Origin of the sequence: Burkholderia sp. Bp9099, from assembly GCF_003857805.1 — a bacterium.
GTDB lineage: Bacteria > Pseudomonadota > Gammaproteobacteria > Burkholderiales > Burkholderiaceae > Burkholderia.
The window spans coordinates 1-23,812 of the sequence record NZ_QTPU01000006.1; the positions used below are offsets into that span (position 1 = coordinate 1).

Here is a 23,812-nt window from a genome sequence, read left to right on the forward strand (position 1 = left end):
AAGAACACGCCCTGGTTCGCCTGCGAACCCGAGTTCGGCTGCACGTTCGCGGCTTCCGCGCCGAACAGCTGCTTCACACGGTCGATCGCCAGTTGCTCGACCACGTCGACGTACTCACAGCCGCCGTAGTAGCGCTTGCCCGGATAACCTTCCGCGTACTTGTTCGTGAGCTGCGAGCCCTGTGCGGCCATCACGGCCGGGCTCGTGTAGTTTTCCGACGCGATCAGCTCGATGTGATCTTCCTGGCGGCGGTTTTCCTGCTCGATCGCTGCAAAGAGTTCGGGATCGACGTTCGCGATGGTGCTTTGGGCTCTGTCAAACATACGGTTTCCGTTAAGTGTGTACAGGTTGACCGGGGCGGCCGAGTACATTGCGCTGCTGGCGGAACCAGCTCGACGTGGCGGAAGAATCCGTATGACGCGAGACGGGACAGCCACCGGCGATGCACGCAACGGCGCACAACGGCTGCCCAGGCGAACGGCAAAAACGGCGCCCCGCGCTTCACGGTGGGATGCTCCACCTTGAACCCGAAGGGTTCTATCGCCAGTCACGCAGGGGTGATGAGCGCGTTAGTTTATTGGATGCGTCATGAATAGGCAACCGCGCGGCAGCGGCCCCGAAACAATAAGGGCCAGATTTTACGCACCCGTGCCGACGCGCTTTGGCGCCTTGCCGCGGTGCGGCAATCTCAGTAGGCTTGCGGGATACTATCCGCTACTTTGTTACCGACCAGGAGCAGCAATGATCGTGTTCGTCACAGGCGCGTCCGCCGGCTTCGGCGCCGCAATCGCCCGAGCCTTCGTCAACGGCGGCCATCGCGTCGTCGCAACCGCGCGCCGCAAGGATCGTCTCGATGCGCTCGCGGCCGAACTCGGCGAGGCACTGCTGCCGCTCGAGCTCGACGTGCGCGACCGCGCCGCAGTAGAAGCCGTGCCGGCCGCCCTTCCCGCCGAATTCGCGGCGCTCGACGTGCTCGTCAACAACGCCGGTCTCGCGCTCGGTGTCGAGCCGGCCCACAAGGCCAGCCTCGACGAGTGGCAAACCATGATCGATACGAACTGCTCGGGCCTCGTGACCGTCACGCACGCGTTGCTGCCCGGCATGATCGAGCGCGGCCGCGGCCATATCTTCAACCTCGGTTCGGTGGCCGGCACCTATCCGTATCCGGGCGGGAACGTATACGGCGCAACCAAGGCTTTCGTCAGACAATTCAGCCTGAACCTGCGCGCCGACCTGATCGGCACGCCGTTGCGCGTAACCGACATCGAGCCGGGCCTCTGCGGCGGCACGGAATTCTCGAACGTCCGCTTCCGCGGCGACGATGCGAAGGCGGCGAACGTCTACCAGAACGTCCAGCCGCTCACGGCCGAGGACATCGCCGACACGATCTACTGGATCGCGACGCGCCCCGCGCACGTCAACATCAACACGATCGAGATGATGCCGGTCGCCCAGGCTCCGGCCGGCCTCACGATCCATCGCGGCTGACACGACGGGCGCAGCCGCGGGCCCGCCTCCGGCCGGCCCGCGGCATGCTGCGCCGTACTACATTCCGTTACGAATCGGTTACGAATCCGGCCTCGGCCTTCCGGTAAAATGCGCGCCATGACTCAGCCTACCCGCTCCCCGGACTCGCACTCCGGCTTCACCTGGCCGGTACGCGTGTACTACGAGGACACCGACGCAGGCGGCATCGTCTTCTATGCCAACTACCTGAAATTCTTCGAGCGCGCTCGCACCGAATGGCTGCGCGCGTGCGGCATCGACCAGCGTCGGCTCGCCGACGACACGGGCGCGATCTTCATCGTCCGCAGCACGACGCTCGACTACCGCGCTCCGGCGCGACTCGACGACACGCTGACGATCACGAGCCGGCCCGGACGCATCGGCCGCGCCTCGGTGGAATTCACGCAGGAAGCATGGCGTGGCGACACGCTGCTCGTCGCCGGACACATCCGCCTCGGCTGCGTCGAACAGATCGGCATCCGGCCCGCGGCGATCCCGCCGGTCGTGCTCGACGCGCTGCAACGCGGGCCCGTCATCGACGCCGGGCAGACTGCCGTACTGTCAACGAAGCTCGGATGAGCACCGTTTAGACAAGGCCCATGAACTTGCCTTCCTGAATCGATACTAAGCAAGGTTCGGCGCCAGGCCAGGCCGGCGCGCCGCGCCACACGCATACCGTGCGCCCTCGCCGGACACCCCCGAAGGGACGTTACTCAAACCTCTATGAACACTTCTCAAGACCTGTCGATCATTTCCCTCGTCCTCAACGCGAGCGTGCTGGCCCAGGCCGTGATGGGGCTGCTGTTGCTGCTGTCGCTGATGTCGTGGACCTTCATCTTCCGCAAGTGGTTCGCGATCCGCCGCGCACGCGCGCAGACCGAACGCTTCGAAAGGGATTTCTGGTCGGGCGGCGACCTGCAGGCGCTGTATCAGAGCGCGGCCAACAACCGTCACACGATCGGCGCGCTCGAGCGGATCTTCGAATCGGGGATGCGTGAATTCCTGAAGGCGAAGGAAAAGCGCATCAGCGACCCGGGCCTCGTGCTCGACGGGGCACGCCGCGCGATGCGCGCGTCGTTCCAGCGCGAAATGGACGTACTCGAAGCGAACCTCGCGTTCCTCGCGTCGGTCGGCTCGGTCAGCCCGTACATCGGCCTGTTCGGCACCGTCTGGGGGATCATGAACTCGTTCCGCGGCCTCGCGAACGTGCAGCAGGCGACGCTCGCGAACGTCGCACCGGGCATCGCCGAGGCACTCGTCGCCACCGCGATCGGCCTGTTCGCCGCGATTCCGGCGGTGGTCGCGTACAACCGCTACGCGCACGACATCGACCGCCTCGCGATCCGCTTCGAGACCTTCATCGAAGAGTTCTCGAACATCCTGCAGCGCCAGGCCCAGTAAGGAGCACGCCATGGCAGGAAGCCCCATTCGATCCAGCATGCGCGGCGGCCGCTCGCGCCGCGCGATGGCCGACATCAACGTCGTGCCGTACATCGACGTGATGCTGGTGCTGCTCGTGATCTTCATGGTCACGGCACCGCTCGTCGCCCCGTCGATCATCAATCTGCCGACCGTCGGCAACGCAGCACCGCAGGAACAGACGCCCCCCGTCGTCGTCAACATCAAGGCCGACCGCACGATGAGCGTCAAGTACAAGAGCGACGCCGGCGCGACGCAGGAAGACACGATGACCAAGGCCGAGCTCGACAGCTTCATCTCGGCCCGGCAGGCCGATCATCCCGACCAGCCCGTCGTGATCGCGGCCGACAAGACCGTGCAGTACGATGCGGTCATGACCGTGATGTCGGATCTGAAGGCGCGCGGCGTCAAGCGCGTCGGCCTCCTCGTCAAATCGCAATGAACCGGCAGCAATCCACGCGCGGCAACGCCTACCCGTCTCAGCCCCCGCGCGAGCGCGGCACCTGGCGCGCGTTCGCGCTCGCCGCGCTGATGCACGTGCTGCTCGCGCTGTTCCTCTATCACGGCGTGCAATGGCAGAACAGCACGCCGGCCGGCTCCGAGGCCGAGCTGTGGACCGAGGTACCCGACGTGCCCGCGCCGCGGCCCGTCGTCACGCCCGCGCCGCCCGCGAAGCTCGCACCGCCCCCTCCCCCGGTCCGGGACGAGCAGGCGGACATCGCGCTGCAGCAGAAGAAACGGCAGCAGGAAGCGGCCGCGCGCGAAGCGCTGCTCGAGCAGCAGCGCCGCGCGCAGCAACTGAAGGCCCAGCAAGAGGAAACCCGGCGCGAGCAGCTCGCGGCCCAGCAGGCTGCCGCGCTCGCCGCGCAGAAGGCCGCCGAGCGCGAACGGCAGAAGCAGGCGGACAAGCTCAAGCAACAACAGCTCGTGGAGCAGCAGAAGCTCGAACAACAGAAACTCCAGCAGCAGAAACAGCAGCAACAGAAGCAGGCGCAGCTGGAAGCGCAGCAGGCAGCGAAGGCCAGGGCCGACGCGGCCGCGAAGGCGAAGGCGGAAGCCCAGGCCAAGGCGAAGGCTGAAGCGACGGCGCGCGCGAAGGCCGACGCGGCAGCGAAGGCGAAGCTCGACCGTGAGCGCAACGCGCGCCTCGCGCAGATGCAGGGCATGTCCGGCGCCGGCGAAGGCGGCGGCGAGGGCCTCGCGAAAAGCGGCACCGGCACGGGCTCCGGCGGCAATGCCGCATCGCCCGGCTATCCCGACAAGGTGCGTCGCCGCGTGAAGCCGAACATCGTCTGGGGCGGCGAGCGCGCGGGCCTGACGACTGTGGTCGCGATCCGCTGCACGCCGTCGGGCGACGTGCTCAGTGTTTCGATCCGCCGTTCGAGCGGAAATTCGGGGTGGGATCAAGCCGTGGTCAATGCGATCCAGTCGTCGGTCCCATTGCCGCCCGATTCTAACGGTCGTACCCCGTCCGACATTACGATTACCTTCAAGGCGGCGGAGTGATCGCAAATGCGCTTACACTCCGTGCGTCGCTGCCGGACGGGAACGAATCGGGTATTTTTACTGTCTCTGCGGTTGCGCAGCGATCCAAGTCACATGGGAAGCAAGAAGCATGAGTTTGATGACGAAACTAGGTTTCAGGGCACTCGTGGCCTCGTGTCTGATTGCGGCCGGCGGCGCCGCTAACGCGCAGGTCAACGTGCTGATCACCGGCGTCGGTTCGACCCAGTTCCCCATCGCCACCGCGAACTTCGCGAACGAGGCAGGCCTGCCGCAGCAGGTCACGTCGATCGTCCGCTCCGACCTCGCCCGTAGCGGCAAATTCACCAACATCGACGCGGGCAGCACGCCCGTGCCCGAGACCGCATCGGTCGATCTCGGCGCATGGAAGGCCAAGGGCGCGAATGCGTTCGTCGCCGGCAGCGTGAACCGCGAAGCGAACGGCCAGTACAAGGTGAACTTCATCCTGTACGACACCGTGAAACAGCAAAGCCTCGGCGGCCTGTCGCTGACGGCCACCGACACCACGCTGCGCACGGCCGGCCACAAGATCGCCGACTACATCTACCAGAAGCTGCTCGGCGTGCGCGGCGTGTTCGCCACGCGCCTGTCGTACGTGATCAAGACGGGTAACCGCTACCAGCTGCAGATCTCGGATTCGGACGGCCAGAACCCGCGCATCGCGCTGTCGAGCACCGAGCCGATCATCTCGCCGTCGTGGTCGCCGAGCGGCACGAAGGTCGCGTACGTGTCGTTCGAGCGCAAGAAGCCGATCGTCTACATCCATGACCTGCCGACCGGCCGCCGCTACATCGTCTCCGACCAGAAGGGCAACAACAGCGCGCCGGCGTGGTCGCCGGACAGCAACACGCTGGCCGTTGCCCTGTCGCTGACGGGCAATACGCAAATCTATACGGTCAATGCAACCGGTGGCGGTCTGCGCCGGCTCACGCAGAGCAGCTCGATCGATACCGAGCCGTTCTACTCGCCGGACGGCCGCTGGATCTATTTCACGAGCGATCGCGGCGGCGCGCCGCAGATCTACCGGATGCCGGCACAAGGCGAAAGCGCCGGCGCGGCACAACGCGTGACCTTCACCGGCAGCTACAACACCAGCCCGCGCATCAGCCCGGACGGCAAGCTGCTCGCCTACATCTCCCGCACGGGTGGGGGGTTCAAGCTGTACGTTCAGGATCTGCAATCCGGGGCGGCGAACGCCGTCACGAATACCAATCGCGACGAATCGCCGAGCTTCGCGGCAAACGGCCAGTACCTTCTCTACGCGACCCAGTCGGGTGGTCGTAACGTGCTGGCAGCAGTGCCCTCCGACGGCAGCGCGCCGCCGCAAATCCTGTCCGTCCAGGGCGGCTCCGTTCGTGAGCCGTCGTGGGGGCCCTTCATGCAATGACCACAAGGAGAGTAACCATGATGTCGAATAAAGCTCGTCTGGCCCTGGCCGTGATGATGATCAGCGCGCTCGCAGCGTGCAAGTCGGGTGTGAAGCTCGACGACAAGGCCAACGCGGGTGCGATGAGCACGCAGCCGAGCGCCGACAACGTCGCGCAAGTGAACGTCGATCCGCTGAACGATCCGAACAGCCCGCTCGCAAAGCGCAGCATCTACTTCGACTTCGACAGCTATTCGGTGAAGGACGAGTACCAGCCGCTGATGCAGCAACACGCTCAGTACCTGAAGAGCCATCCGCAGCGTCACGTGCTGATCCAGGGCAACACCGACGAGCGCGGCACGAGCGAGTACAACCTCGCGCTGGGCCAGAAGCGTGCGGAAGCTGTCCGCCGCGCGATGGCACTGCTCGGCGTGAACGACTCGCAGATGGAAGCCGTGAGCCTCGGTAAGGAAAAGCCGCAAGCAGCGGGTCACGACGAAGCATCGTGGGCGCAGAACCGTCGCGCCGACCTCGTCTACCAACAGTAAGTAACGGAAGAGTTGCCGTATGACGCACCGTGTATCCTGGCTGCGCATCGCCGCAGCGTTCTGCGTCGTCGGCGCGGCGTGGTCGGCCGCGCCGGCGCACGCCGGCATGTTCGACGACAACGAGGCGCGCCGCGCCGTGCTCGATCTGCGCAGCAAGAGCGACAACCTGTCCAGCCAGCTGTCGGCCGCCCAGCGTACGATCCTCGATCAATCCGGCCGTATCGACCAGCTGAACCAGCAGGTCGCGACGCTGCGCGGCGAGAACGAGGATCTGACGAATCGGCTGACGACGCTCGAGCGGCAGCAGAAGGAGTATTACCAGGATCTCGACACGCGGCTCAAGAAGTTCGAGCCGCAACAGGCGACGATCGATGGTGTCGAAGGCACCGTGCAGCCGGGTGAAACGGATGCGCTCAGCGCGGCGCAGCAGCAATTCCGCAACGGCAACTTCAAGGCGGCCGCGGCCTCGTTCCGCAGCTTCATCGCGAAGTACCCGCAGAGCCCGTACCAGCCGACTGCGCAGTACTGGCTCGGCAATGCGCAATACGCGCTGCGCGACTACCGCGGCTCGACCGCGACGTGGCAAGCGATCGTGAGCAAGTATCCGCAGCATCCGCGTGCGGCCGACGCGCTCGTCGCGATCGGGACGAACCAGCTCGAGCAAGGCCAGAAGGCGGCCGCGAAGAAGACGTTCGAGCAGGTCGTGTCGCAGTACGCCGGATCGAACGCTGCGCAGACCGCGCAGGGCAAGATCGAGAGCATCAAATAAATTACCGTGTCGAATTGTTGACAGCCCTTCAATTCGCCGATATAATCTTTTGCTCTTTGGGTCGTTGAGCAAGTTGTCAGCGCAACGGACCAACCGGTTTCAAGAACGTGGGGTGGTAACTCAGTTGGTTAGAGTATCTGACTTTTAATCAGAGAGTCGAGGGTTCGAGTCCCTCCCACCCTACCAACTATCTTTGATAGTGCAATAAAAGCCTCCCGAGTGGAGGCTTTTTTGCGTCTGCTTCCCGCAGTATTGCGCTCGGCATCTCGATGATGCTCGCGCCGCTTTCGACGAAGTCGATCGAACGGGGAGCCGGCGCGTGCCATGCGACACAGGCGGCCCGCTCGGGCGCCACGCTTCGCGTGGCGTCACCGTCACTCCTGAACGGTCGGCGCGGAATCCGCGTCGGTGAAGCGCGGCTTGGCGCGCTGCATGTCGCGCGTATTCTTCTGCACGGTCACCGCACCGAACGAACAGCACGAGCACGAACGACAAATCGCGTAGAAGCCCTTCTCGCTCGGTTGCAGCGTCGCATTGAAGAATGCCGACGACCAGCAGCGCGATCGCGATCAACAGCGCGACCCAGCCATTGGGTCTTGTTCGAAATCGTTTTCATCGGAATACATTTCGCGCATGGTAGCCGCGTTGCCGCACCACACGACGATCGCGCTGCCGGTCTTACGTGTCCCGCTGCGCGCGCCGCCAGCGCCCAGGCGTCGTGCCGAGCACCGCGCGAAACGCCTTGCCGAACGCCGCCTCGGACTGATAGCCGACCGCCTGCCCGATCTCCGCCTGGCCGCGCTGCGTGTCCTGCAGCAGCGCGCATGCATGCATCATCCGGATCTGCGCGACGAACGCGCCGACGCTCATCCCGGCCTTCTCGCGGAAATGCCGCGCATAGGTCGCGCGCGACATCGCGGATGCCGCGCCGAGCGATTCGACCGTCCACGCTTGCGCCGGCGCCTGCAGCACGGCCTGGACCGACGGGCCGAGCCGCGCATCGGCAGCCAGCGCGAGCCAGCCGGCCGGCACGCGCGCATCGCGGCCGTACGCACGCAACGCGTAGGCGAGCAATGCCTGCCCCAGCGCGTTCACGATCGCGCGCGCACCCGGCTGCGCGCTCGATGCCTCGGCACGCAGCACGCTCGTCAGCAGTTGCAGCGACGCGGGCCCCGACGCCGCGCGCAGCCCGACATGCAGCACCCGCGGTAACGTACGCATCAGCAATTCACCTGCGCCGCGCGCATAAATGAAGCGCCCGCAAAGCAGGTCGACGCTCGCATCGGCCGGATCCGCGGGATCGCGATTCGACTTGACCGGCAGCACCGCACCGCCGGCCACGCCCGGCTCGCGCAGCGACGCGACCGGCGGCCGCGCGCCACTACCGCCGACATCGGACAAATCGTGCGCGTCGCCCGCCGGCAGCAGCACGAAGTCGCCGTCGGCCAGCCGCAGCGTGCGCCCGTCGGCCGTGCGCAGCCGGCACGTTCCGGACAGCAGCAGGTGAAACGCCGCCTCGCCGGGCGGCAACGGATCGTGCGGCATCGCGAACGGGCCGTCGAGCAGGCAGCGCACGTCGAGCTCGACATGGCTGCGGCCCAGCGACAACAGTTGACTCAATGCGTCCATGAGACGTTTGCGCTAAAAATTGACACTCTAGCGTATCGAAACCCTCAGCGCGAACGCTCAGAATAAGTCCTGCATCGCCCGAGATCGCGGCATCCGCCGCCTGATCCACCTCTTCTCGAAAGGACGCATCATGCTGAACTGGAACGAATACCGGAAGGAACTCTCGACGCGCATCGGCGACATCGCGAAGCTCTCGCCCGACACGCTGGCCGGCTACAAGGCGCTGTCCGGCGCCGGCGCCAAGACAGGCCATCTCGACGCGAAGACGCGCGAACTGATCGCGCTCGCGGTGGCCGTCACGACACGCTGCGATGGCTGTATCGCGGTGCACACGGCTGAAGCCGCGAAGCATGGCGCAACCAAGGAGGAAGTGGCCGAGGCGCTCGGCGTCGCGATCGCGCTGAATGCGGGCGCGGCGCTCGTCTATTCGGCCCGCGTGATGGACGCGCTCGGCGAGTGACGCGCACCTGAAGGGTGCGGCGCCCGCCGCATCCTTCGCGGACGATCGCCGGCGCGGCCGGCCAGCCGGCGGACGCGCCGCGGTCGCGTACGCCGGCGCCGCGAAGTCGGCTACCATGCGCGAGAAGATTCATCGCGAAGGAGCGCTCCATGTGCCGCTGGCTCGCCTATACGGGTAATCCGATCCATCTCGAGACCGTCCTGTTTCGCGCGAAGCATTCGCTGATCGACCAGAGCCTGCATTCGGAGCTGGGCGCCACGACCACCAACGGCGACGGGTTCGGCATCGGCTGGTACGGCCGCCCCGAGGAACTGCCGTTCCGCTATCGGTCGGTGCATCCCGCATGGAACGACCGCAACCTGCGCGAAGCCGCGCGCGCGATCCGCTCGCGGATGTTCATCGCACATATCCGCGCGGCAACCGACACGCCCGTCCAGGAAACCAACTGCCATCCGTTCCGCCACGGCCGCTGGCTGTTCGCGCACAACGGGCTGATTCGCGATTTCCACAAGCTGCGCCGCGACCTGACGATGAAGGTCGACCCGGCACTGTTCCCGACGATCGAAGGGACGACCGACTCCGAGCTGATGTTCCGTCTCGCGCTGACCTTCGGCCTGGAGCAGACGCCGCTGCCGGCGCTCGAACGGATGGTCGGCATGGTCGAGGAAACCGCCGCGCGATACCGCGTTGCCGAGCCGCTCAACATGACGATCTGCGCGACGGACGGTGAGCGGATCATCGCGGTGCGCTACTCGAGCGAACGGCAATCGCGCTCGCTGTTCCACAGCACGTCGTTCAAGCATCTGCACGAACTCTATCCGCACAACCCGCGCATCGCGGAAGCGGGCGACGACGCGTTCATGGTCGTGTCGGAGCCGCTCGTCGACTTGCGCGGCGCATGGGAGGAAGTGCCGGAAAGCATGGCGATCGTCGCGCAGGGGGCGGATGTGCAGCAGCGGCCGTTCAATCCGCGGCATAAGTAGGTTGAAGCTGCGTTTCAACTCCTGCCGCCACGGCGAAATGTGTCCGAATCAAACCGGATTTAGCGAATAAACTGACAGGCGTGCCAACGACCACGGCGCCACCAGCCGTGACGGCAAAGCAAAGACACGGCAATACTAAATCACGACATAAAACGAGTGATTCGCACCGACTGAATCGAGCATGGTATAGTTATCGCCGATTTCAAGTATCGCAAAAACCATCACCGCATTCGACATCAACTCCCGCTTGCCGTTTCTTTGCTGCGGTTCGCGCAAATGTTTGCGCGAGATTGCATGTCTGATGAATTCCCCGCAAGAGCACGGGAAATCGTGATACCCCGTACGCAACCGGCACCGGCCGGGTCCCGCGGTATAGAGAATTAATAGTCTTTCAACGCAGACTGTCCGGTTGGCACATGCGTTGCCCCCGAGGAATATCCTAGAATATGCGTGCAATCCAGCCCGCCACGTCCGCCACGTCCGCCAGGCTCGCACGATTTCTTGATATTCTTCAACGCGCGTCAACCGAGGGCAGCGCGCGAACGAGAACAAGGCAGGATTCACTGCCATTAACGTAATGAGAGAGGCTACATGATATTGGTTACAGGTGGCGCCGGCTTTATCGGTGCCAACTTTGTGCTTGACTGGCTGCGTCAATCGGACGAATCGGTTCTGAACGTCGACAAATTGACCTATGCGGGCAATCTCGGAACGCTAAAATCGCTGCACGGAAACCCGAAGCACGTGTTCGCGCACGCCGATATCTGCGACCGTGCAGCACTCGACGCGCTGTTCGCGGAATACAAGCCTCGGGCGGTCCTGCATTTCGCTGCGGAAAGCCACGTCGATCGCTCGATTCACGGGCCGGCGGATTTTGTTCAGACCAATGTCGTCGGGACATTTACGCTGCTCGAAGCCGCGCGCCAGTACTGGAATACGCTGCCGGAGGCGGACAAGGCCGCATTCCGTTTTCTGCACGTTTCCACGGACGAGGTATTCGGTTCGCTGTCGCCTGCCGATCCGCAATTCTCCGAAACGACTCCGTACGCACCGAACAGCCCCTATTCGGCGACCAAGGCCGGTTCCGATCATCTCGTGCGCGCGTATCAGCATACGTACGGCCTGCCGACGCTGACCACGAACTGCTCGAACAACTATGGCCAGTACCAGTTCCCCGAGAAGCTCATTCCGCTGATGATCGCCAACGCGCTCGCCGGCAAGCCGCTGCCCGTGTATGGCGATGGCCAGAATGTACGAGACTGGCTGTATGTCGGCGACCACTGCAGTGCGATCCGCGAGGTACTCGCGCGCGGCCAGACCGGCGAAACGTACAACATCGGCGGGTGGAACGAGAAAACGAATCTCGAGGTCGTGCACACGCTGTGCGACCTGCTGGACGAACTGCGACCGAAATCGGCGGGCTCGTACCGCGACCAGATCACTTACGTGACCGACCGGCCGGGCCATGACCGACGCTACGCGATCGATGCGCGCAAGCTCGAGCGCGAACTCGGCTGGAAGCCCGCCGAAACGTTCGAAACCGGTCTCGCGAAAACGGTGCGCTGGTATCTCGACCATCAGGAATGGGTCGACGAAGTCGCTTCGGGCGAGTACCGCAAGTGGGTCGCAACGAACTACGCGCACCGCGCGTAAGGGGAACGGACATGGCGCGCAAGGGCATCATTCTCGCCGGCGGTTCCGGCACACGGCTCTATCCGATCACGCATTCGGTCTCGAAGCAGTTGCTTCCTGTCTACGACAAGCCGATGATCTATTACCCGCTGTCGACGCTGATGGTAGCGGGCATTCGCGACGTGCTGATCATCTCGACGCCGCAGGACACCCCGCGCTTCGAAGCCATGCTCGGCGACGGTAGCCAGTGGGGGATGAACATCCGGTATGCGGTGCAGCCGTCACCGGACGGTCTTGCGCAGGCGTTCGTCATCGGCCGCGAATTCGTGGGCAACGACCCGTCGGCGCTTATCCTCGGCGACAACATCTTCTATGGTCACGACCTGGCCAAGCAGCTCGAGCACGCAGACGCGCAGGACGCTGGCGCAACGGTGTTCGCCTATCACGTACACGATCCGGAGCGTTACGGCGTCGTCGAGTTCGACCAGCACTTCCGTGCCGTATCGATCGAAGAGAAGCCGGCCAAGCCGCGTTCGCACTACGCCGTGACCGGCCTCTACTTCTACGACAACCGCGTGTGCGACATCGCCGCCGACATCGAGCCGTCGCCGCGCGGCGAACTCGAAATCACCGACGTCAATTCCCGCTATCTCGCCGACGGCGCGTTGAACGTCGAGATCATGGGCCGCGGCTATGCATGGCTCGACACCGGCACCCACGATTCGCTGATCGAGGCCGCCAGCTTCATCGCGACGCTGCAGAAGCGGCAAGGTCTGGTCGTCGCCTGCCCCGAGGAGATCGCGTACCGCAGGCACTGGATCGATGCCGAACAGGTACAGAAGCTCGCGCAGCCGCTGTCGAAAAACGGCTACGGCAAATATTTGCTGAACATTCTTACGGATCAGGTTGCATGGCCATCACGGTAACTGCTACGGCGCTCCCCGAAGTCAAGATCGTCGAGCCGAAAGTATTCGGCGACGCGCGTGGCTATTTCTACGAGAGCTTCAACGGGCGCGAATTCGCGGCGCTCGTCGAGGCCGACGTCGAGTTCGTCCAGGACAACCACTCGCGTTCCGCGAAGGGTGTGCTGCGCGGGCTCCACTACCAGATCGAGCACGCGCAGGGCAAGCTCGTGCGCGTGGTCGAAGGCGAGGTGTTCGACGTCGCAGTCGACATCCGGCGCAGTTCGCCGAATTTCGGCAAATGGGTCGGTGTGACGCTGTCGGCCGACAACCATCGCCAGCTGTGGGTGCCGCCCGGCTTCGCGCACGGCTTCGTGGTGCTGTCGGAGTCCGCACAATTCCTCTACAAAACCACCGACTACTGGTTCCCGGAGCACGAGCGCAGCCTGCTGTGGAACGATCCGGAGATCGGCATCGAATGGCCGCTCGACGGCGAACCGCTGCTGGCCGCGAAAGACGCGGCGGGCAAGCGGCTCGCCGAAGCCGAGTGCTTCCAGTGAGGGCCGCCGTGCAAACGCCCGAACCGCGAACCATCCTGCTCACCGGAATCAACGGCCAGGTGGGATTCGAGCTGGCGCGCACGCTGCAAGGGCTCGGTAACGTGGTCGCGCTCGACCGCAACCGGCTCGACCTGTCGCGCCTCGACCAGGTGCGCGAGGTCGTGCGTGAAGTGAAGCCCGACCTGATCGTGAATCCGGCCGCGTACACGGCGGTGGATCAGGCGCAGACCGACGTCGCGCTTGCCACGCGCCTGAACGCCGAGGCGCCCGCGGTGCTGGCCGAAGAGGCGAAGCGCATCGGCGCGGCGCTGATTCACTACTCGACCGATTACGTCTTTGCCGGGACAAAGGACGGCCCGTACGTCGAGGACGATCCCGTCGATCCGCAAAACGTCTATGGCAAGACCAAGCTCGCGGGCGAACAGGCGATCGCGGCCGCCGGCTGCGCGCATCTGATCTTCCGCACGAGCTGGGTGTACGGCGCGCGCGGCAAGAACTTTCTGCTGACGATGCTGCGCCTGGGCGCCGAGCGCGACGAACTGAAGATCGTCGCGGACCAGATCGGTGCGCCGACTTGGTCGAACACGATCGCAACGCTGACCGCCCATGTCGTCGCACAGGCCGCCGCCGCCGGCGCGGCCGGTCGGGAAGCATGGTGGAACGCGCATTCAGGCATCTATCACCTGTGCGCGGCGGGTTCGACTTCGTGGCACGGCTTCGCCGAGGCGATTTTCCGTCTCTCGAATCTACCAAGGAAGCCTGCGGTCATGCCGATTCCCGCCAGCGCCTATCCGACACCCGCCAGCCGCCCGGCCAATTCGCGGATGTCGAACGAGAAACTGGCCGAGCACTTCGACGTGCGCGCGCCGCATTGGGAAGCTGCGCTCGAGCTGTGCATGAAGGGGATGTAACGCCAGCCGCCGCCGTGCTTCCAGAAGCGCGGCGGCAATCTTATTCCCGCCGTCATGCAACCGGCGGCCTGAAGGCGGCTAAAACATACTAGTTCTTGTCAAGCCATTACCCGTTCTTTCCTACTGAACACCGCCTCGAAATACGCGGACCCCGTGCGGTACTTTAAATCCTCATACATGATTCCGGTACACCGAAAAATACTTCGGAGCAAGAGATGAAAACGCCCGTTTGCAGTATCACCGCCATCTCGGAAAAGCAAATATTACTGGCGTAACATTGCCTTCATCCCGTCGAGCACGTCTGCGCCCCACTTGCAGACAATCAGTAAGGTTGTGAGCAAAACATAACGTCCTGCGAATCAGTGTCGACAAACGGAAACCCCGGTCTGTCAAGGTCGCGCACCGGACCAGGATTCGCGGACAATAAGAGCGAATTTACGTTTCAGCCAGCTTTCGGGATAAAATCGCGGGTCGCGCCCATGTCCCAAGGCTGGCGGACACGGCAATTCCTACTCCCATACGCGTACATCCGGGCCATCTCGCAACTCCACGCATTAACAGGGAAACACACAGTCAGCCAGTCACAAAGAAAAGAAGCTCATGAGCAAACGCGTCGCTTTAGTCGGATTGGCATTTCGATTTCCGGGAACAGATAGTCGTCACTACTGGAGCGATCTGCTCAACGGCAAGGACTGCGTGACCGAAGTCGAGGCTGCCAGATGGTCAAAGGATGCGTACCTGCATCCGGCCAAGGAACATCCGGGCACCGCGTACACATTCGCTGCCGGTTCGATCGGCGATGTCTCGGGCTTCGACGCCGACTTCTTCGGGATCTCGCCGCGCGAAGCCGCGCTGATGGATCCTCAGCAACGGCTGTTGCTGGAACTCTGCTGGGAAAGCATCGAAAACGCCGGCGTCAAACCGTCGTCGCTGCGCGGCAGCGATTGCGGCGTCTTCGTCGGCATCGCCAGCGCCGACTACTCGTACCGGATGGCCGACGATCTCGCCACGGTCGACGCGTCGATGGCGACCGGCAACACCGCCAGCATCGCCGCCAACCGCCTGTCTTACGTCTTCGACCTGCGCGGCCCGAGCCTCGCCATCGATACCGCGTGCTCGTCGGCGATGGTGGCGTTTCACCTCGCGTGCCGCGCGATCGTCAACGGCGAAATCAGTCACGCGATCGCGGGCGGCGTCAGCTTGCACCTGCATCCTTATGGTTTCATCACCTTCTCGAAGGCATCGATGCTGTCGCCGAACGGGCGCTGCAAGGTCTTCGACGCGTCGGGCGACGGTTACGTGCGCTCGGAAGGCGGCGGCCTGTTCCTGCTGAAGGACTACGACCAGGCGGTGGCCGATGGCGATCGGATCCTCGCCGTCGTGGCGGGTACCGCGGTCAACACCGACGGCCGCAAGTCAGGCCTCACCGTGCCGAGCGTCGACGCGCAGACCGCGCTGATGCGCCGGGCCTACGAAGAGGCGGGCATTCCGCCTGAAGCCATCGATTACCTGGAAGCGCACGGCACCGGAACGCCGGTGGGCGATCCGATCGAAACCCGTGCGATCGGGCAGGCGCTCGGCCAGCAACGCCCCACCGACGCGCCGTTGCCGATCGGTTCGGTCAAGAGCAACCTTGGCCACCTCGAAGCAGCATCGGGCGTCGCTGGGCTGGTCAAGGCCATCTACAGCCTGCGGCATCGCGTGGTGCCGGCCACGATCGGCATCCAGGAATTCAACCCGAACATCCGCTTCGACGACTGGAACATCGCGGTCGTGACCAAGCCGCATCCGCTGCGCGAGACCGGCACGCTGACCATCGGCGTGAACTCATTCGGTTTCGGCGGCGCGAACGCGCACGTGATCCTGCAGACGCCGACGCAAACCGGCCGTGCTGCCCATGCGCTGCCGAACCCGCCGGCCGCCGTGCCGATGATCGTGAGCGGCCGCAGCGCGGAAGCACTGCAGGCCAATGCCCGCAAGCTCGCCGACACGCTGCGCGGCCCGTGGGCGCCGGCGCTGTACGACGTCGCCTATGAAGCCGCGCTGCGCCGCGACTGGCACGACAAGCGTGCTGTCGTATTCGGGGCCGACAACGACAGCGTAGCGGAACTGCTCGACCAGATCGGCGCGGACGAAGCATCAAACCCGGCCGTACACAACGGTGTGGCCGTGCGGGACGCGCAGGGCCCGGTATTCGTCTATTCCGGCAACGGTTCGCAATGGGCCGGCATGGGCGGCAAGCTGCTCACGCATCCCGTGTTCGCCGAGTCTGTGGCCGAGATCGACCGCCTGTTCACCGGGCTCGCCGGCTGGTCACTCAAGGAGCTGTTCGAGCGCGAAGCACAGGGCGGCGTCTATGAGCGCACCGAAGTCGCGCAACCCGCCCTCTTCGCCATCCAGGTCGGCATCACGCGCATGCTCGCGGCGCAAGGCGTGCAGCCTGCCGCCGTCACCGGCCACAGCGTCGGCGAAGTCGCTGCCGCCTGGGCGTGCGGCGCGCTCACGCTGGCCGATGCGATCACGGTGATCTACCACCGCAGCCAGCAGCAAGGGCGCACGAAGGGCCAGGGACGCATGGCGGCAGTCGGCATGGACGGCCTCGCCGCCGCCGCACTGCTGGACGAACTCGGCCTTCGGCACACGCTGTGCGTCGCCGGCTACAACAGCATCAAGGGCGCGACGCTCGCGGGCGCCGTGGACGCGCTGGAACAGGTCGGCCACGTGCTGGCCGAGCGGCGTGTCTTCTACAAGCAGCTCGATCTCGATTACGCGTTCCACAGCAGCGCAATGGATCCGATCGAAGCCCCCCTCAAACAGGCGCTCGCGCATATCCGTCCGCAACGCGGCAACGTGCCGTTCTTCTCGACCGTGGCCGGCGCGCTGCTCGACGGCGCGGCGCTCGACGCCGATTACTGGTGGCGCAACATCCGCGTGCCGGTACGCTTCGCGCAGGCACTCGACAGCCTCGTCGCGCAAGGCAGCAACGTGCTGATCGAAGTCGGCCCCGCGCCGGTGCTGCGCAGCTACGTCAACGAGATGCTCAAGCATCACGGCAAGACCGGGCACTGCATCCCGACCGGCCGTCGCAACGACGACGCGCCAGAGCGCGTGCAAGCCGCCGTTGCCCAGACTCTCATCAGCGGCGCGCCGGTCGACTGGGCCTACTTCTTCCCGACCGGTGCGGCACGCACCGAACTGCCGTCGTACGCATGGCAGCGCGAGCGCTACTGGCACCCCGTCACGACCGAATCGCTGAACCAGCTCGGACGCCGCCGCGTGCATCGGCTGCTCGGCTACAAGATGAGCCAGCAGACGCAGCCGGCGTGGGAAAACCAGCTCGATACGCAGCTCGAGCCATGGCTGGCCGATCACGTCGTCGGCCACGCGACCGTGTTCCCGGGCTCCGGCTTCGCGGAAATCGCGCTCGCCGCCGCGCTGCAATGGCACCCCGGCGACAACGCGGACATCGAGGAGCTCGAAATTCATGCGCCGCTGCTGCTGTCCGCCGCCCCGAGCAAGATCACGCGACTGTCGCTCGACGACAGCGACGGCCGCTTCCGGCTGCGCAGCAAGCAGGTCGGCGGCACCGACCCGTGGACCGTACACGCGAGCGGCCGCCTGCTGTCGGGCGCGAATCCGCAGCAGCTGGCCGAAACCGCGCCCGCGCTGCCCGCGCGCGAGCCCGACTTCACGGGCGCGACGCACCTCGCGCTGACGCGCGCGGCCGAACTGGACTACGGCCCGGCCTTCCAGGCGGTGTCGCACGGCTGGCTCGAATCGCCGCGCGACGTAGTCGCCGTGCTGCACGCGCCGCAAGCGCTCGCCGAGAGCCTGCCGCACAGCCTGCTGCACCCGGCGCTGCTCGACTGCACGTTCCAGCTCATCATCCAGATGCTGAAGGACGATCCGTCGCTCGGCCAGGGTGTCGCGTTCGTGCCGACCCGCATCGGCCGGCTGCGCTGGCGCGCGGGTCTCGGCACGCCGCATCGGGTGCGTGCGCGCCTGTTGAAGCGCGCGCCGCATTCGCTCACCGCCGAGTTCGCGCTGTTCGACGAACAAGGACAGCAGATCGCGGCCATCAGCGAAGCGCGCTTCCGTAGCGTGCGGCTGTCGAAGGCGCAAGCCGAGCCGCTCGCGTTCCTCGACTACGCCGCGATTCCGAGCCCGCATCCGCAAAGCCCGCAACAGGCGAGCCCCGCGCTGCGACGCAATGCGCTGCAGCCTGCGCTGCGCGCGATGGTCCGCGCCATCGTGACGGACGGCCTGCTCGAACGCTATGCGCAGGAAGTCGATCCGCTGCTGGAAACGCTGTGCGACCGCTACGCCACCGAGGCACTGCTGACGTTGTCGACGAATGGCAACCTCGACGCGAGCGCGCTCACCGCCTGTCGCGATGCCGCACCGCATGCGGCACCGCTGCTCGACTGGCTGCTCGGCCGCAACGCGCGCCGACTTCCCGATTCGCAGGACTGGCAGATCGACGCGTCGCAGGATGACGGCGCAAGCACGGCCGACATCTGGAACAGCCTGCTGCGCGAATACCCCGACTACTTCACGCTGGTGCACGCGACCGGCCGCATCGGCCTGCACCTGCCGGCGTTGCTGAGCGGCGAAACCGAGTGGGCGAACATCTGCCCGCGCGACATCTCGCCCGTCGAACTGGCGCACTACGTGCTCGGCGACACGGCAACCCGGCGGCTGTCCGACACGCTGGGCGCCCATCTCGAGAAAGCACTGCTTGCCCGCGCGCCCGACCAGCGCATCGGCATTCTGGAAATCGGCGCCGGCGCATCGCGCGTCGCAGCCGACCTGTGCCGCCGCCTGGATTTCGCCGTCGCCGACTTCGGCTACGCAAGCACCGAGGACGCCGCGCTCGAACAGGCGGAACGCCTGCGCGAGCACTGCCCCGAGCTGTCGGTCCAGCGGATCGACGCAAGCGCGGCGAGCACGAGCCGCGACGCCGACCTGATCATCTTCCATTGCGACTTCGGCAGCCTGGAAGCCGCGCAGCAGGCGCTGCAATATGGCGCGAACCGCCTGAAGCCCGGTGGCACGCTGCTGCTGTGGGGCACGCAACCCGCCGCGTGGATGGACTTCATCTTCGGCGGCAACGCCGCTTGGTGGACCAAGCGCGCCGACGGCACGTCCGGCACCCCGCAACGCACCGCGGCCTACTGGCAAACCGAACTGGCCCAGTTCGGCCTCGACTGCGACGAACCGTTGGAACTCGCGCCGGAAAGCGCGTCCGGCCCCTATCTGCTCGCTGCCGGCCTGCCGGTAGAAGCGCCCGCCGTCGCGCAGCCGCAGCTGCCGCAAGGCGGCTGGCTGATTCTCGCCGACGCGCACACGGCAGGCGAATCCGGCGCCGCACGCAAGCTGGCCGACTATCTGTCGAACCGCCGCCGCTTGCCGGTGCGCGTGGAGACGGACGTCGCGCCCGAACAGCTGGATGCGCTGCTCCAGCGCGCACAAGCCGAGCTCGGCGACATCCGCGGCATTGTGCATCTTGCTGGCCTCGCCTGCGGCGCCAACCTGGACACCGGCGATCCGCAACGCCTGCTGCTGGCTCAGGTGCAGCGCTGCTCGCTGGCCGCCGGGCTCGCGTCGGCCTGCGAGCGCGCCGGCCTGAAGACCACGCTGTGGCTGCTGACCGCCGGCGCCGCGCCGTTCCTGCCTGCCGCGCATACCGACGGATATGCAACGCTGAACGACGCTTCGCTGTGGCTCTACGGCCGCACGATGATCAACGAGGCCGCCGGCTTCGACGTGCGTCTCGTCGACCTGCCGCAGGCCGCCCCGTTGCCACTGGAAGCGCTCGCACGCGAACTGCTGTGGCCGGACGGCGAACAGGAAGTGGCGCTGGGTGCGTCAGGCGAGCGTTACGCGCCACGCCTGCGCAAGAACCCACGCCCGCATCCCGAAGCGCCGGCGATGCCCGCATCCGCCACGGACACCGCGCTGCGCCTCGGCTTCGAGGTACCGGGCCAGCTGCGCAACCTGCGCTGGGAAGCCCATACGCTGCCCGACATGCGCGAGGACGAGCTGCAAATCCGCGTCGAGGCCACCGGCCTGAATTTCCGTGACGTGATGTACACGCTCGGCCTGTTGTCCGACGAAGCGATCGAAAACGGCTTTGCCGGCCCGACGCTGGGCCTCGAGTTCTCCGGCGTCGTCGAGCGCGTGGGCCGCAAGGTCACCGGATACAAGCCGGGCGACGCCGTGGTCGGCTTCGGGCCGGCCAGCTTCGGCAACGTCGTCGTGACGCAGTCGAGCGCGCTGTCGCACATTCCGCGCAGCCTGTCGTTCGAGGCCGCGGCCACCATCCCGAGCACGTTCTTCACCGTCTACTACGCGTTCCATCACCTGGCCCGGCTCGAGCCCGGCGAACGCGTGCTGATCCATGGCGCCGCCGGCGGTGTCGGCATCGCGGCCATCCAGTTCGCACAATGGATCGGCGCGGAGATTCACGCGAGCGCCGGCTCGGACGAAAAACGCGATTTCCTGCGCCTGATGGGCGTGAAGCACATCTACGATTCGCGCTCGCTCGACTTCGCCGACGAAATCCTCGCGGCCACCGATGGCGAAGGCGTCGACGTCGTGCTCAATTCGCTCGCGGGCGAAGCCATCAACCGCAACCTGCGCGCGCTGAAGCCGTTCGGCCGGTTCCTGGAACTCGGCAAACGCGACTTCTACGAGAACACGCGCATCGGGTTGCGCCCGTTCCGGAACAACATCAGCTACTTCGGCATCGACGCCGACCAGTTGATGTCGAAGCGACCCGACCTGACCCGGCGCCTGTACGGCGAGATGATGGCGCTGTTCGAGGAAGGCGTGCTGCGCCCGCTGCCGTATCACGCGTTCGACGCGAACGACATCGTCGATGCGTTCCGCCACATGCAGCAGGCGCGCCAGATCGGCAAGATCGTCATCACCTATCGTCGCGGCTTGCACGCCAGCGCCCCGGCGCAAGCGGCCGTGGCCGACGGCGAACTGCAGTTGCGCGGCGACGCCAGCTACCTCGTCACCGGCGGCCTCTCCGGGTTCGGCCTGCGCACCGCGCAATGGCTCGCCGACAAGGGCGCACGCCATCTGGTGCTCGTGAGCCGCAGCGGCCCGGCGTCGGAAGAGGCTCAGGAAGCGATCGCCGCGCTGCGCGAACGCGGCGTCGCCGTGCATGCCGCGCCGTGCGACGTGACCGACCGCGCGGCGCTCGCCGCACTGCTCGCGCACGTGGATGCGCAGATGCCGCCGCTGCGCGGGATCGTGCATGCCGCGATGGTCATCGACGACGGTCTCGTGCGTGGCGCAACCGCCGCACAGATCGAACGCGTGATGGCGCCCAAAATCATCGGCGCGCTGCACCTCGACGAGCTGACCCGCGCGCTGCCGCTGGACTTTTTCGTGTTCCATTCGTCGGGCACCACGCTGTTCGGCAACCCCGGCCAATCGAACTATGTGGCCGCAAACGGCTGGCTCGAAGCGCTCGCCCGCCACCGGCGCGCGCGCGGCCTGCCCGCCACGAGCCCGCGCTGGGGCGCGATTGCCGATGCGGGCTTCCTCGCGCGCAACCAGAAGGTCAAGGACGCGCTGCAAAACCGCATGGGCGGCAGCGCGCTTCCCGCCGCGACGGCACTCGACGCACTGGAGGACATGCTGCTCGCCAACACCGGCGACCTCGGCGTGCTCGAACTCGACTGGCGCTCGCTCGCCCGCTTCCTGCCCAGCGCGCAGACGCCCAAGTTCGCGTGGGTGGCGCGCGATGCGGCCACCTCGCACCAGGACGAAGACGGCAGCGACGACGTCGCCGAATTGCTGGCCACGCTGAACGACGAGGAACTTCACCCGGCGGTGGTCGACATGATCAAGCACGAGGTGAGCGAGATCCTGCGCGTGCCGGCCGACAAGATCGACCCCGACCGCTCCGTCTACGACATGGGGCTTGACTCGCTGATGGGTGTGGAACTGGTGGTGGCGCTCGAAAGCCGTTTCGGCGTCCGGCTGCCGGTCATGGCGCTATCCGAGAGCCCTACCCTGACCAAGCTGGCGACGCGACTGATCGAGGTGCTGCGCGGCGACGAGCCGGCCGAGCCCGACACCGTCGCCCAGCAGGTGGCCCACGTGGTGGCCCAGCACACCGAGGATGTTTCCAGCGAAGCGATTGCCGAATTCACCGACGAAATCAAGGCCGCACAAGAAGCGGGCCACAAGCCGCAACGCATGATCCGATAGGCGCGACGACATGAGCAAGACCAAGACCACTGGCCTGCCGGGCCTGACCTCGGCCCTGAAGAACAAGCTCATCCAGCAGGCACTCGAACGCAAGCTGCGCGAAGCCGGGCGCGACCAGCCCGCGGCCTCGCCCGTCGCGGGCCGGAAAAAGGCTTCGTCCGTGCCGGAAGCGTACACGCGCTTCGACCAGTATCCGGGCTACCGCCAGTTGCGCATCATGAACGACGGCGCCGCCCGGCTCGGCGTGCGCAGCCCGTTCTTCAAGCTGCACGAAGGCACTGCCGGCGCGCAGACCGACATCGCCGGCAACACGTACATCAATTACGCCAGCTACAACTACCTCGACATGTCGGGAGATCCGGTTGTCTCGCAGGCCGCCAAGGACGCGATCGACCGGTACGGCACGTCCGTGTCGGCAAGCCGCCTGGTATCGGGCGAACGCCCGATCCACCGCGAGCTCGAACGCGCGCTCGCCGATCTGTACGGCGTCGACGACGCCATCACGTTCGTGAGCGGCCATGCGGCCAACGTGACCACGATCGGCTATCTGTTCGGACCGCGCGATCTGGTGATCCACGACGAGCTGATCCACAACAGCGTGCTGCAGGGGATCCAGCTTTCCGGCGCGAAGCGCTTTTCGTTCGCGCACAACGACGCCGATGCGCTCGAACGGTTGTTGACAGAACAGCGGCACCATTTCGAGCGCGTGCTGATCGTGCTCGAAGGCATCTACAGCATGGACGGCGACTACCCCGACCTGCCGCGCTTTGTCGACATCAAACGCCGCCATCGGGCTTTCCTGATGGTGGACGAAGCACATTCGATGGGCGTGATGGGCAAGACGGGGCGCGGGATTCGCGAGCACTTCGGCCTCGCCGGCGATGCCGTCGATATCTGGATGGGCACGCTCAGCAAATCGCTGGCCGGCTGTGGCGGCTATATCGCCGGTGAAACCGCGCTCGTCGAGCACCTGAAGTTTCTGGCGCCCGGGTTCCTGTACAGCGTGGGGATGCCGCCGCCGGTGGCCGCGGCTTCGCTCGCGGCGCTGCGGCGCATGCTGGAGTTGCCGGAACGCGTGGCGACGTTGCAGGCACGCGGGCAGTATTTTCTTGCGCAGGCCAAGGCTGCGGGGATCGATACGGGAAGCAGCGCGGGGATTGCCGTGATTCCCGCGATTCTCGGGAGTTCGCTGCGGGCGACCAAATGGTCGGACGCGCTCTTCGAGCAAGGGATCAATGTGCAGCCCATTCTTTATCCAGCCGTTCCGGAGCAGTCGGCGCGGCTGCGGTTCTTCATCGCTTGTACGCATAGTGAAGCGCAGATCGACAGGACGGTTGAGGCGATGAAAACATTGATCAACAAATGACGGGCTGA

General features: G+C 65.7%; 18 protein-coding genes, 1 tRNA gene, 1 pseudogene and 1 riboswitch. Of the genes and pseudogenes, 17 read left to right on the top strand and 3 right to left on the bottom strand.

Going from position 1 to position 23,812, the window contains the following annotated elements:
* Positions 1 to 323, bottom strand: a pseudogene (gene glyA / locus DIE17_RS07830) (serine hydroxymethyltransferase); the annotation flags it as partial.
* Between the two features lie 137 nt (positions 324 to 460).
* Positions 461 to 561: riboswitch (ZMP/ZTP riboswitch) on the bottom strand.
* 180 nt (positions 562 to 741) lie between these two features.
* On the opposite strand from glyA, the gene DIE17_RS07840 reads away from it, so the two are divergent.
* From DIE17_RS07840 to DIE17_RS07880, 9 genes are all read left to right on the top strand, one after another.
* Positions 742 to 1,488: an SDR family NAD(P)-dependent oxidoreductase gene (locus tag DIE17_RS07840; RefSeq protein ID WP_044844094.1), complete on the top strand. Its 747-nt coding sequence runs from the start codon at positions 742 to 744 to the stop codon at positions 1,486 to 1,488.
* A 108-nt stretch (positions 1,489 to 1,596) separates the two neighbouring features.
* Entirely contained in the window at positions 1,597 to 2,085 is a 489-nt protein-coding gene (ybgC, locus tag DIE17_RS07845) for a tol-pal system-associated acyl-CoA thioesterase (RefSeq protein ID WP_124487920.1), read from the top strand.
* Between the two features lie 144 nt (positions 2,086 to 2,229).
* Entirely contained in the window at positions 2,230 to 2,907 is a 678-nt protein-coding gene (gene tolQ / locus DIE17_RS07850) for a protein TolQ (protein WP_010091489.1), read from the top strand.
* Between the two features lie 10 nt (positions 2,908 to 2,917).
* Positions 2,918 to 3,367 carry a protein TolR gene (gene tolR, locus DIE17_RS07855; protein ID WP_124487921.1) on the top strand — a complete coding sequence of 150 codons (450 nt, stop codon included), beginning with the start codon at positions 2,918 to 2,920 and terminating at the stop codon, positions 3,365 to 3,367.
* The gene (tolA, locus tag DIE17_RS07860) at positions 3,364 to 4,431 is read left to right on the top strand and encodes a cell envelope integrity protein TolA (protein WP_044844091.1); all 1,068 of its coding nucleotides are present in this window, start codon (positions 3,364 to 3,366) and stop codon (positions 4,429 to 4,431) included. Before tolR ends, tolA begins: the two co-directional genes overlap by 4 nt.
* A gap of 109 nt (positions 4,432 to 4,540) precedes the next feature.
* A complete protein-coding gene (gene tolB / locus DIE17_RS07865; RefSeq protein WP_124487922.1) occupies positions 4,541 to 5,836 on the top strand; it encodes a Tol-Pal system beta propeller repeat protein TolB in 1,296 nt (431 codons plus the stop codon).
* 17 nt (positions 5,837 to 5,853) lie between these two features.
* Positions 5,854 to 6,363, top strand: coding sequence for a peptidoglycan-associated lipoprotein Pal (gene pal, locus DIE17_RS07870; protein ID WP_044844089.1), 510 nt, complete (start codon positions 5,854 to 5,856; stop codon positions 6,361 to 6,363).
* 19 nt (positions 6,364 to 6,382) lie between these two features.
* Positions 6,383 to 7,132, top strand: coding sequence for a tol-pal system protein YbgF (ybgF, locus tag DIE17_RS07875; protein ID WP_124487923.1), 750 nt, complete (start codon positions 6,383 to 6,385; stop codon positions 7,130 to 7,132).
* Between the two features lie 109 nt (positions 7,133 to 7,241).
* Positions 7,242 to 7,318, top strand: a tRNA-Lys gene (locus tag DIE17_RS07880).
* A gap of 188 nt (positions 7,319 to 7,506) precedes the next feature.
* On the opposite strand, the gene DIE17_RS38305 is transcribed toward DIE17_RS07880, so the two are convergent.
* Both DIE17_RS38305 and DIE17_RS07890 read right to left on the bottom strand, forming a co-directional pair.
* Complete coding sequence (locus tag DIE17_RS38305; protein WP_409364371.1) at positions 7,507 to 7,659, bottom strand: hypothetical protein; 153 nt, start codon at positions 7,657 to 7,659, stop codon at positions 7,507 to 7,509.
* A gap of 151 nt (positions 7,660 to 7,810) precedes the next feature.
* A complete protein-coding gene (locus DIE17_RS07890; RefSeq protein ID WP_124529692.1) occupies positions 7,811 to 8,761 on the bottom strand; it encodes a cupin domain-containing protein in 951 nt (316 codons plus the stop codon).
* A gap of 130 nt (positions 8,762 to 8,891) precedes the next feature.
* Here DIE17_RS07890 and DIE17_RS07895 point away from each other — a divergent pair, with 130 nt between their 5' ends.
* The 8 genes from DIE17_RS07895 to DIE17_RS07930 all read left to right on the top strand — a co-directional run bounded on the left by DIE17_RS07895 (position 8,892) and on the right by DIE17_RS07930 (position 23,804).
* Positions 8,892 to 9,221, top strand: a complete 330-nt coding sequence (locus DIE17_RS07895; RefSeq protein WP_057926191.1) for a carboxymuconolactone decarboxylase family protein — start codon at positions 8,892 to 8,894, stop codon at positions 9,219 to 9,221.
* A gap of 149 nt (positions 9,222 to 9,370) precedes the next feature.
* Positions 9,371 to 10,204 carry a class II glutamine amidotransferase gene (locus tag DIE17_RS07900; RefSeq protein ID WP_044844085.1) on the top strand — a complete coding sequence of 278 codons (834 nt, stop codon included), beginning with the start codon at positions 9,371 to 9,373 and terminating at the stop codon, positions 10,202 to 10,204.
* A 591-nt stretch (positions 10,205 to 10,795) separates the two neighbouring features.
* The gene (rfbB, locus tag DIE17_RS07905) at positions 10,796 to 11,857 is read left to right on the top strand and encodes a dTDP-glucose 4,6-dehydratase (protein WP_124487933.1); all 1,062 of its coding nucleotides are present in this window, start codon (positions 10,796 to 10,798) and stop codon (positions 11,855 to 11,857) included.
* A gap of 11 nt (positions 11,858 to 11,868) precedes the next feature.
* Positions 11,869 to 12,762 carry a glucose-1-phosphate thymidylyltransferase RfbA gene (gene rfbA / locus DIE17_RS07910; RefSeq protein ID WP_044844083.1) on the top strand — a complete coding sequence of 298 codons (894 nt, stop codon included), beginning with the start codon at positions 11,869 to 11,871 and terminating at the stop codon, positions 12,760 to 12,762.
* Entirely contained in the window at positions 12,747 to 13,298 is a 552-nt protein-coding gene (rfbC, locus tag DIE17_RS07915; RefSeq protein WP_044844082.1) for a dTDP-4-dehydrorhamnose 3,5-epimerase, read from the top strand. The genes rfbA and rfbC overlap by 16 nt, the downstream gene beginning before the upstream one ends.
* Positions 13,299 to 13,306: 8 nt before the next feature.
* The gene (gene rfbD / locus DIE17_RS07920; RefSeq protein WP_124572932.1) at positions 13,307 to 14,209 is read left to right on the top strand and encodes a dTDP-4-dehydrorhamnose reductase; all 903 of its coding nucleotides are present in this window, start codon (positions 13,307 to 13,309) and stop codon (positions 14,207 to 14,209) included.
* A 600-nt stretch (positions 14,210 to 14,809) separates the two neighbouring features.
* On the top strand, positions 14,810 to 22,438 hold the full coding sequence (locus DIE17_RS07925) for a type I polyketide synthase (protein WP_124920787.1): 7,629 nt from the start codon (positions 14,810 to 14,812) through the stop codon (positions 22,436 to 22,438).
* A 10-nt stretch (positions 22,439 to 22,448) separates the two neighbouring features.
* Positions 22,449 to 23,804 carry an aminotransferase class I/II-fold pyridoxal phosphate-dependent enzyme gene (locus DIE17_RS07930; RefSeq protein WP_124572928.1) on the top strand — a complete coding sequence of 452 codons (1,356 nt, stop codon included), beginning with the start codon at positions 22,449 to 22,451 and terminating at the stop codon, positions 23,802 to 23,804.
* Positions 23,805 to 23,812: the final 8 nt, after the last annotated feature.

Bases quoted from the DNA above. Each gene is read 5' to 3' on its own strand.
- ybgC (WP_124487920.1), top strand. From the start codon at position 1,597: ATGCGCGCCATGACTCAGCCTACCCGCTCCCCGGACTCGCACTCCGGC.
- rfbA (WP_044844083.1), top strand. From the start codon at position 11,869: ATGGCGCGCAAGGGCATCATTCTCGCCGGCGGTTCCGGCACACGGCTC.
- pal (WP_044844089.1), top strand. From the start codon at position 5,854: ATGATGTCGAATAAAGCTCGTCTGGCCCTGGCCGTGATGATGATCAGC.
- tolQ (WP_010091489.1), top strand. From the start codon at position 2,230: ATGAACACTTCTCAAGACCTGTCGATCATTTCCCTCGTCCTCAACGCG.
- DIE17_RS07890 (WP_124529692.1), bottom strand. From the start codon at position 8,761: ATGGACGCATTGAGTCAACTGTTGTCGCTGGGCCGCAGCCATGTCGAG.
- DIE17_RS07925 (WP_124920787.1), top strand. From the start codon at position 14,810: ATGAGCAAACGCGTCGCTTTAGTCGGATTGGCATTTCGATTTCCGGGA.
- DIE17_RS07840 (WP_044844094.1), top strand. From the start codon at position 742: ATGATCGTGTTCGTCACAGGCGCGTCCGCCGGCTTCGGCGCCGCAATC.
- rfbC (WP_044844082.1), top strand. From the start codon at position 12,747: ATGGCCATCACGGTAACTGCTACGGCGCTCCCCGAAGTCAAGATCGTC.
- tolR (WP_124487921.1), top strand. From the start codon at position 2,918: ATGGCAGGAAGCCCCATTCGATCCAGCATGCGCGGCGGCCGCTCGCGC.
- ybgF (WP_124487923.1), top strand. From the start codon at position 6,383: ATGACGCACCGTGTATCCTGGCTGCGCATCGCCGCAGCGTTCTGCGTC.
- DIE17_RS07895 (WP_057926191.1), top strand. From the start codon at position 8,892: ATGCTGAACTGGAACGAATACCGGAAGGAACTCTCGACGCGCATCGGC.
- tolB (WP_124487922.1), top strand. From the start codon at position 4,541: ATGAGTTTGATGACGAAACTAGGTTTCAGGGCACTCGTGGCCTCGTGT.
- DIE17_RS07900 (WP_044844085.1), top strand. From the start codon at position 9,371: ATGTGCCGCTGGCTCGCCTATACGGGTAATCCGATCCATCTCGAGACC.
- tolA (WP_044844091.1), top strand. From the start codon at position 3,364: ATGAACCGGCAGCAATCCACGCGCGGCAACGCCTACCCGTCTCAGCCC.
- DIE17_RS07930 (WP_124572928.1), top strand. From the start codon at position 22,449: ATGAGCAAGACCAAGACCACTGGCCTGCCGGGCCTGACCTCGGCCCTG.
- rfbB (WP_124487933.1), top strand. From the start codon at position 10,796: ATGATATTGGTTACAGGTGGCGCCGGCTTTATCGGTGCCAACTTTGTG.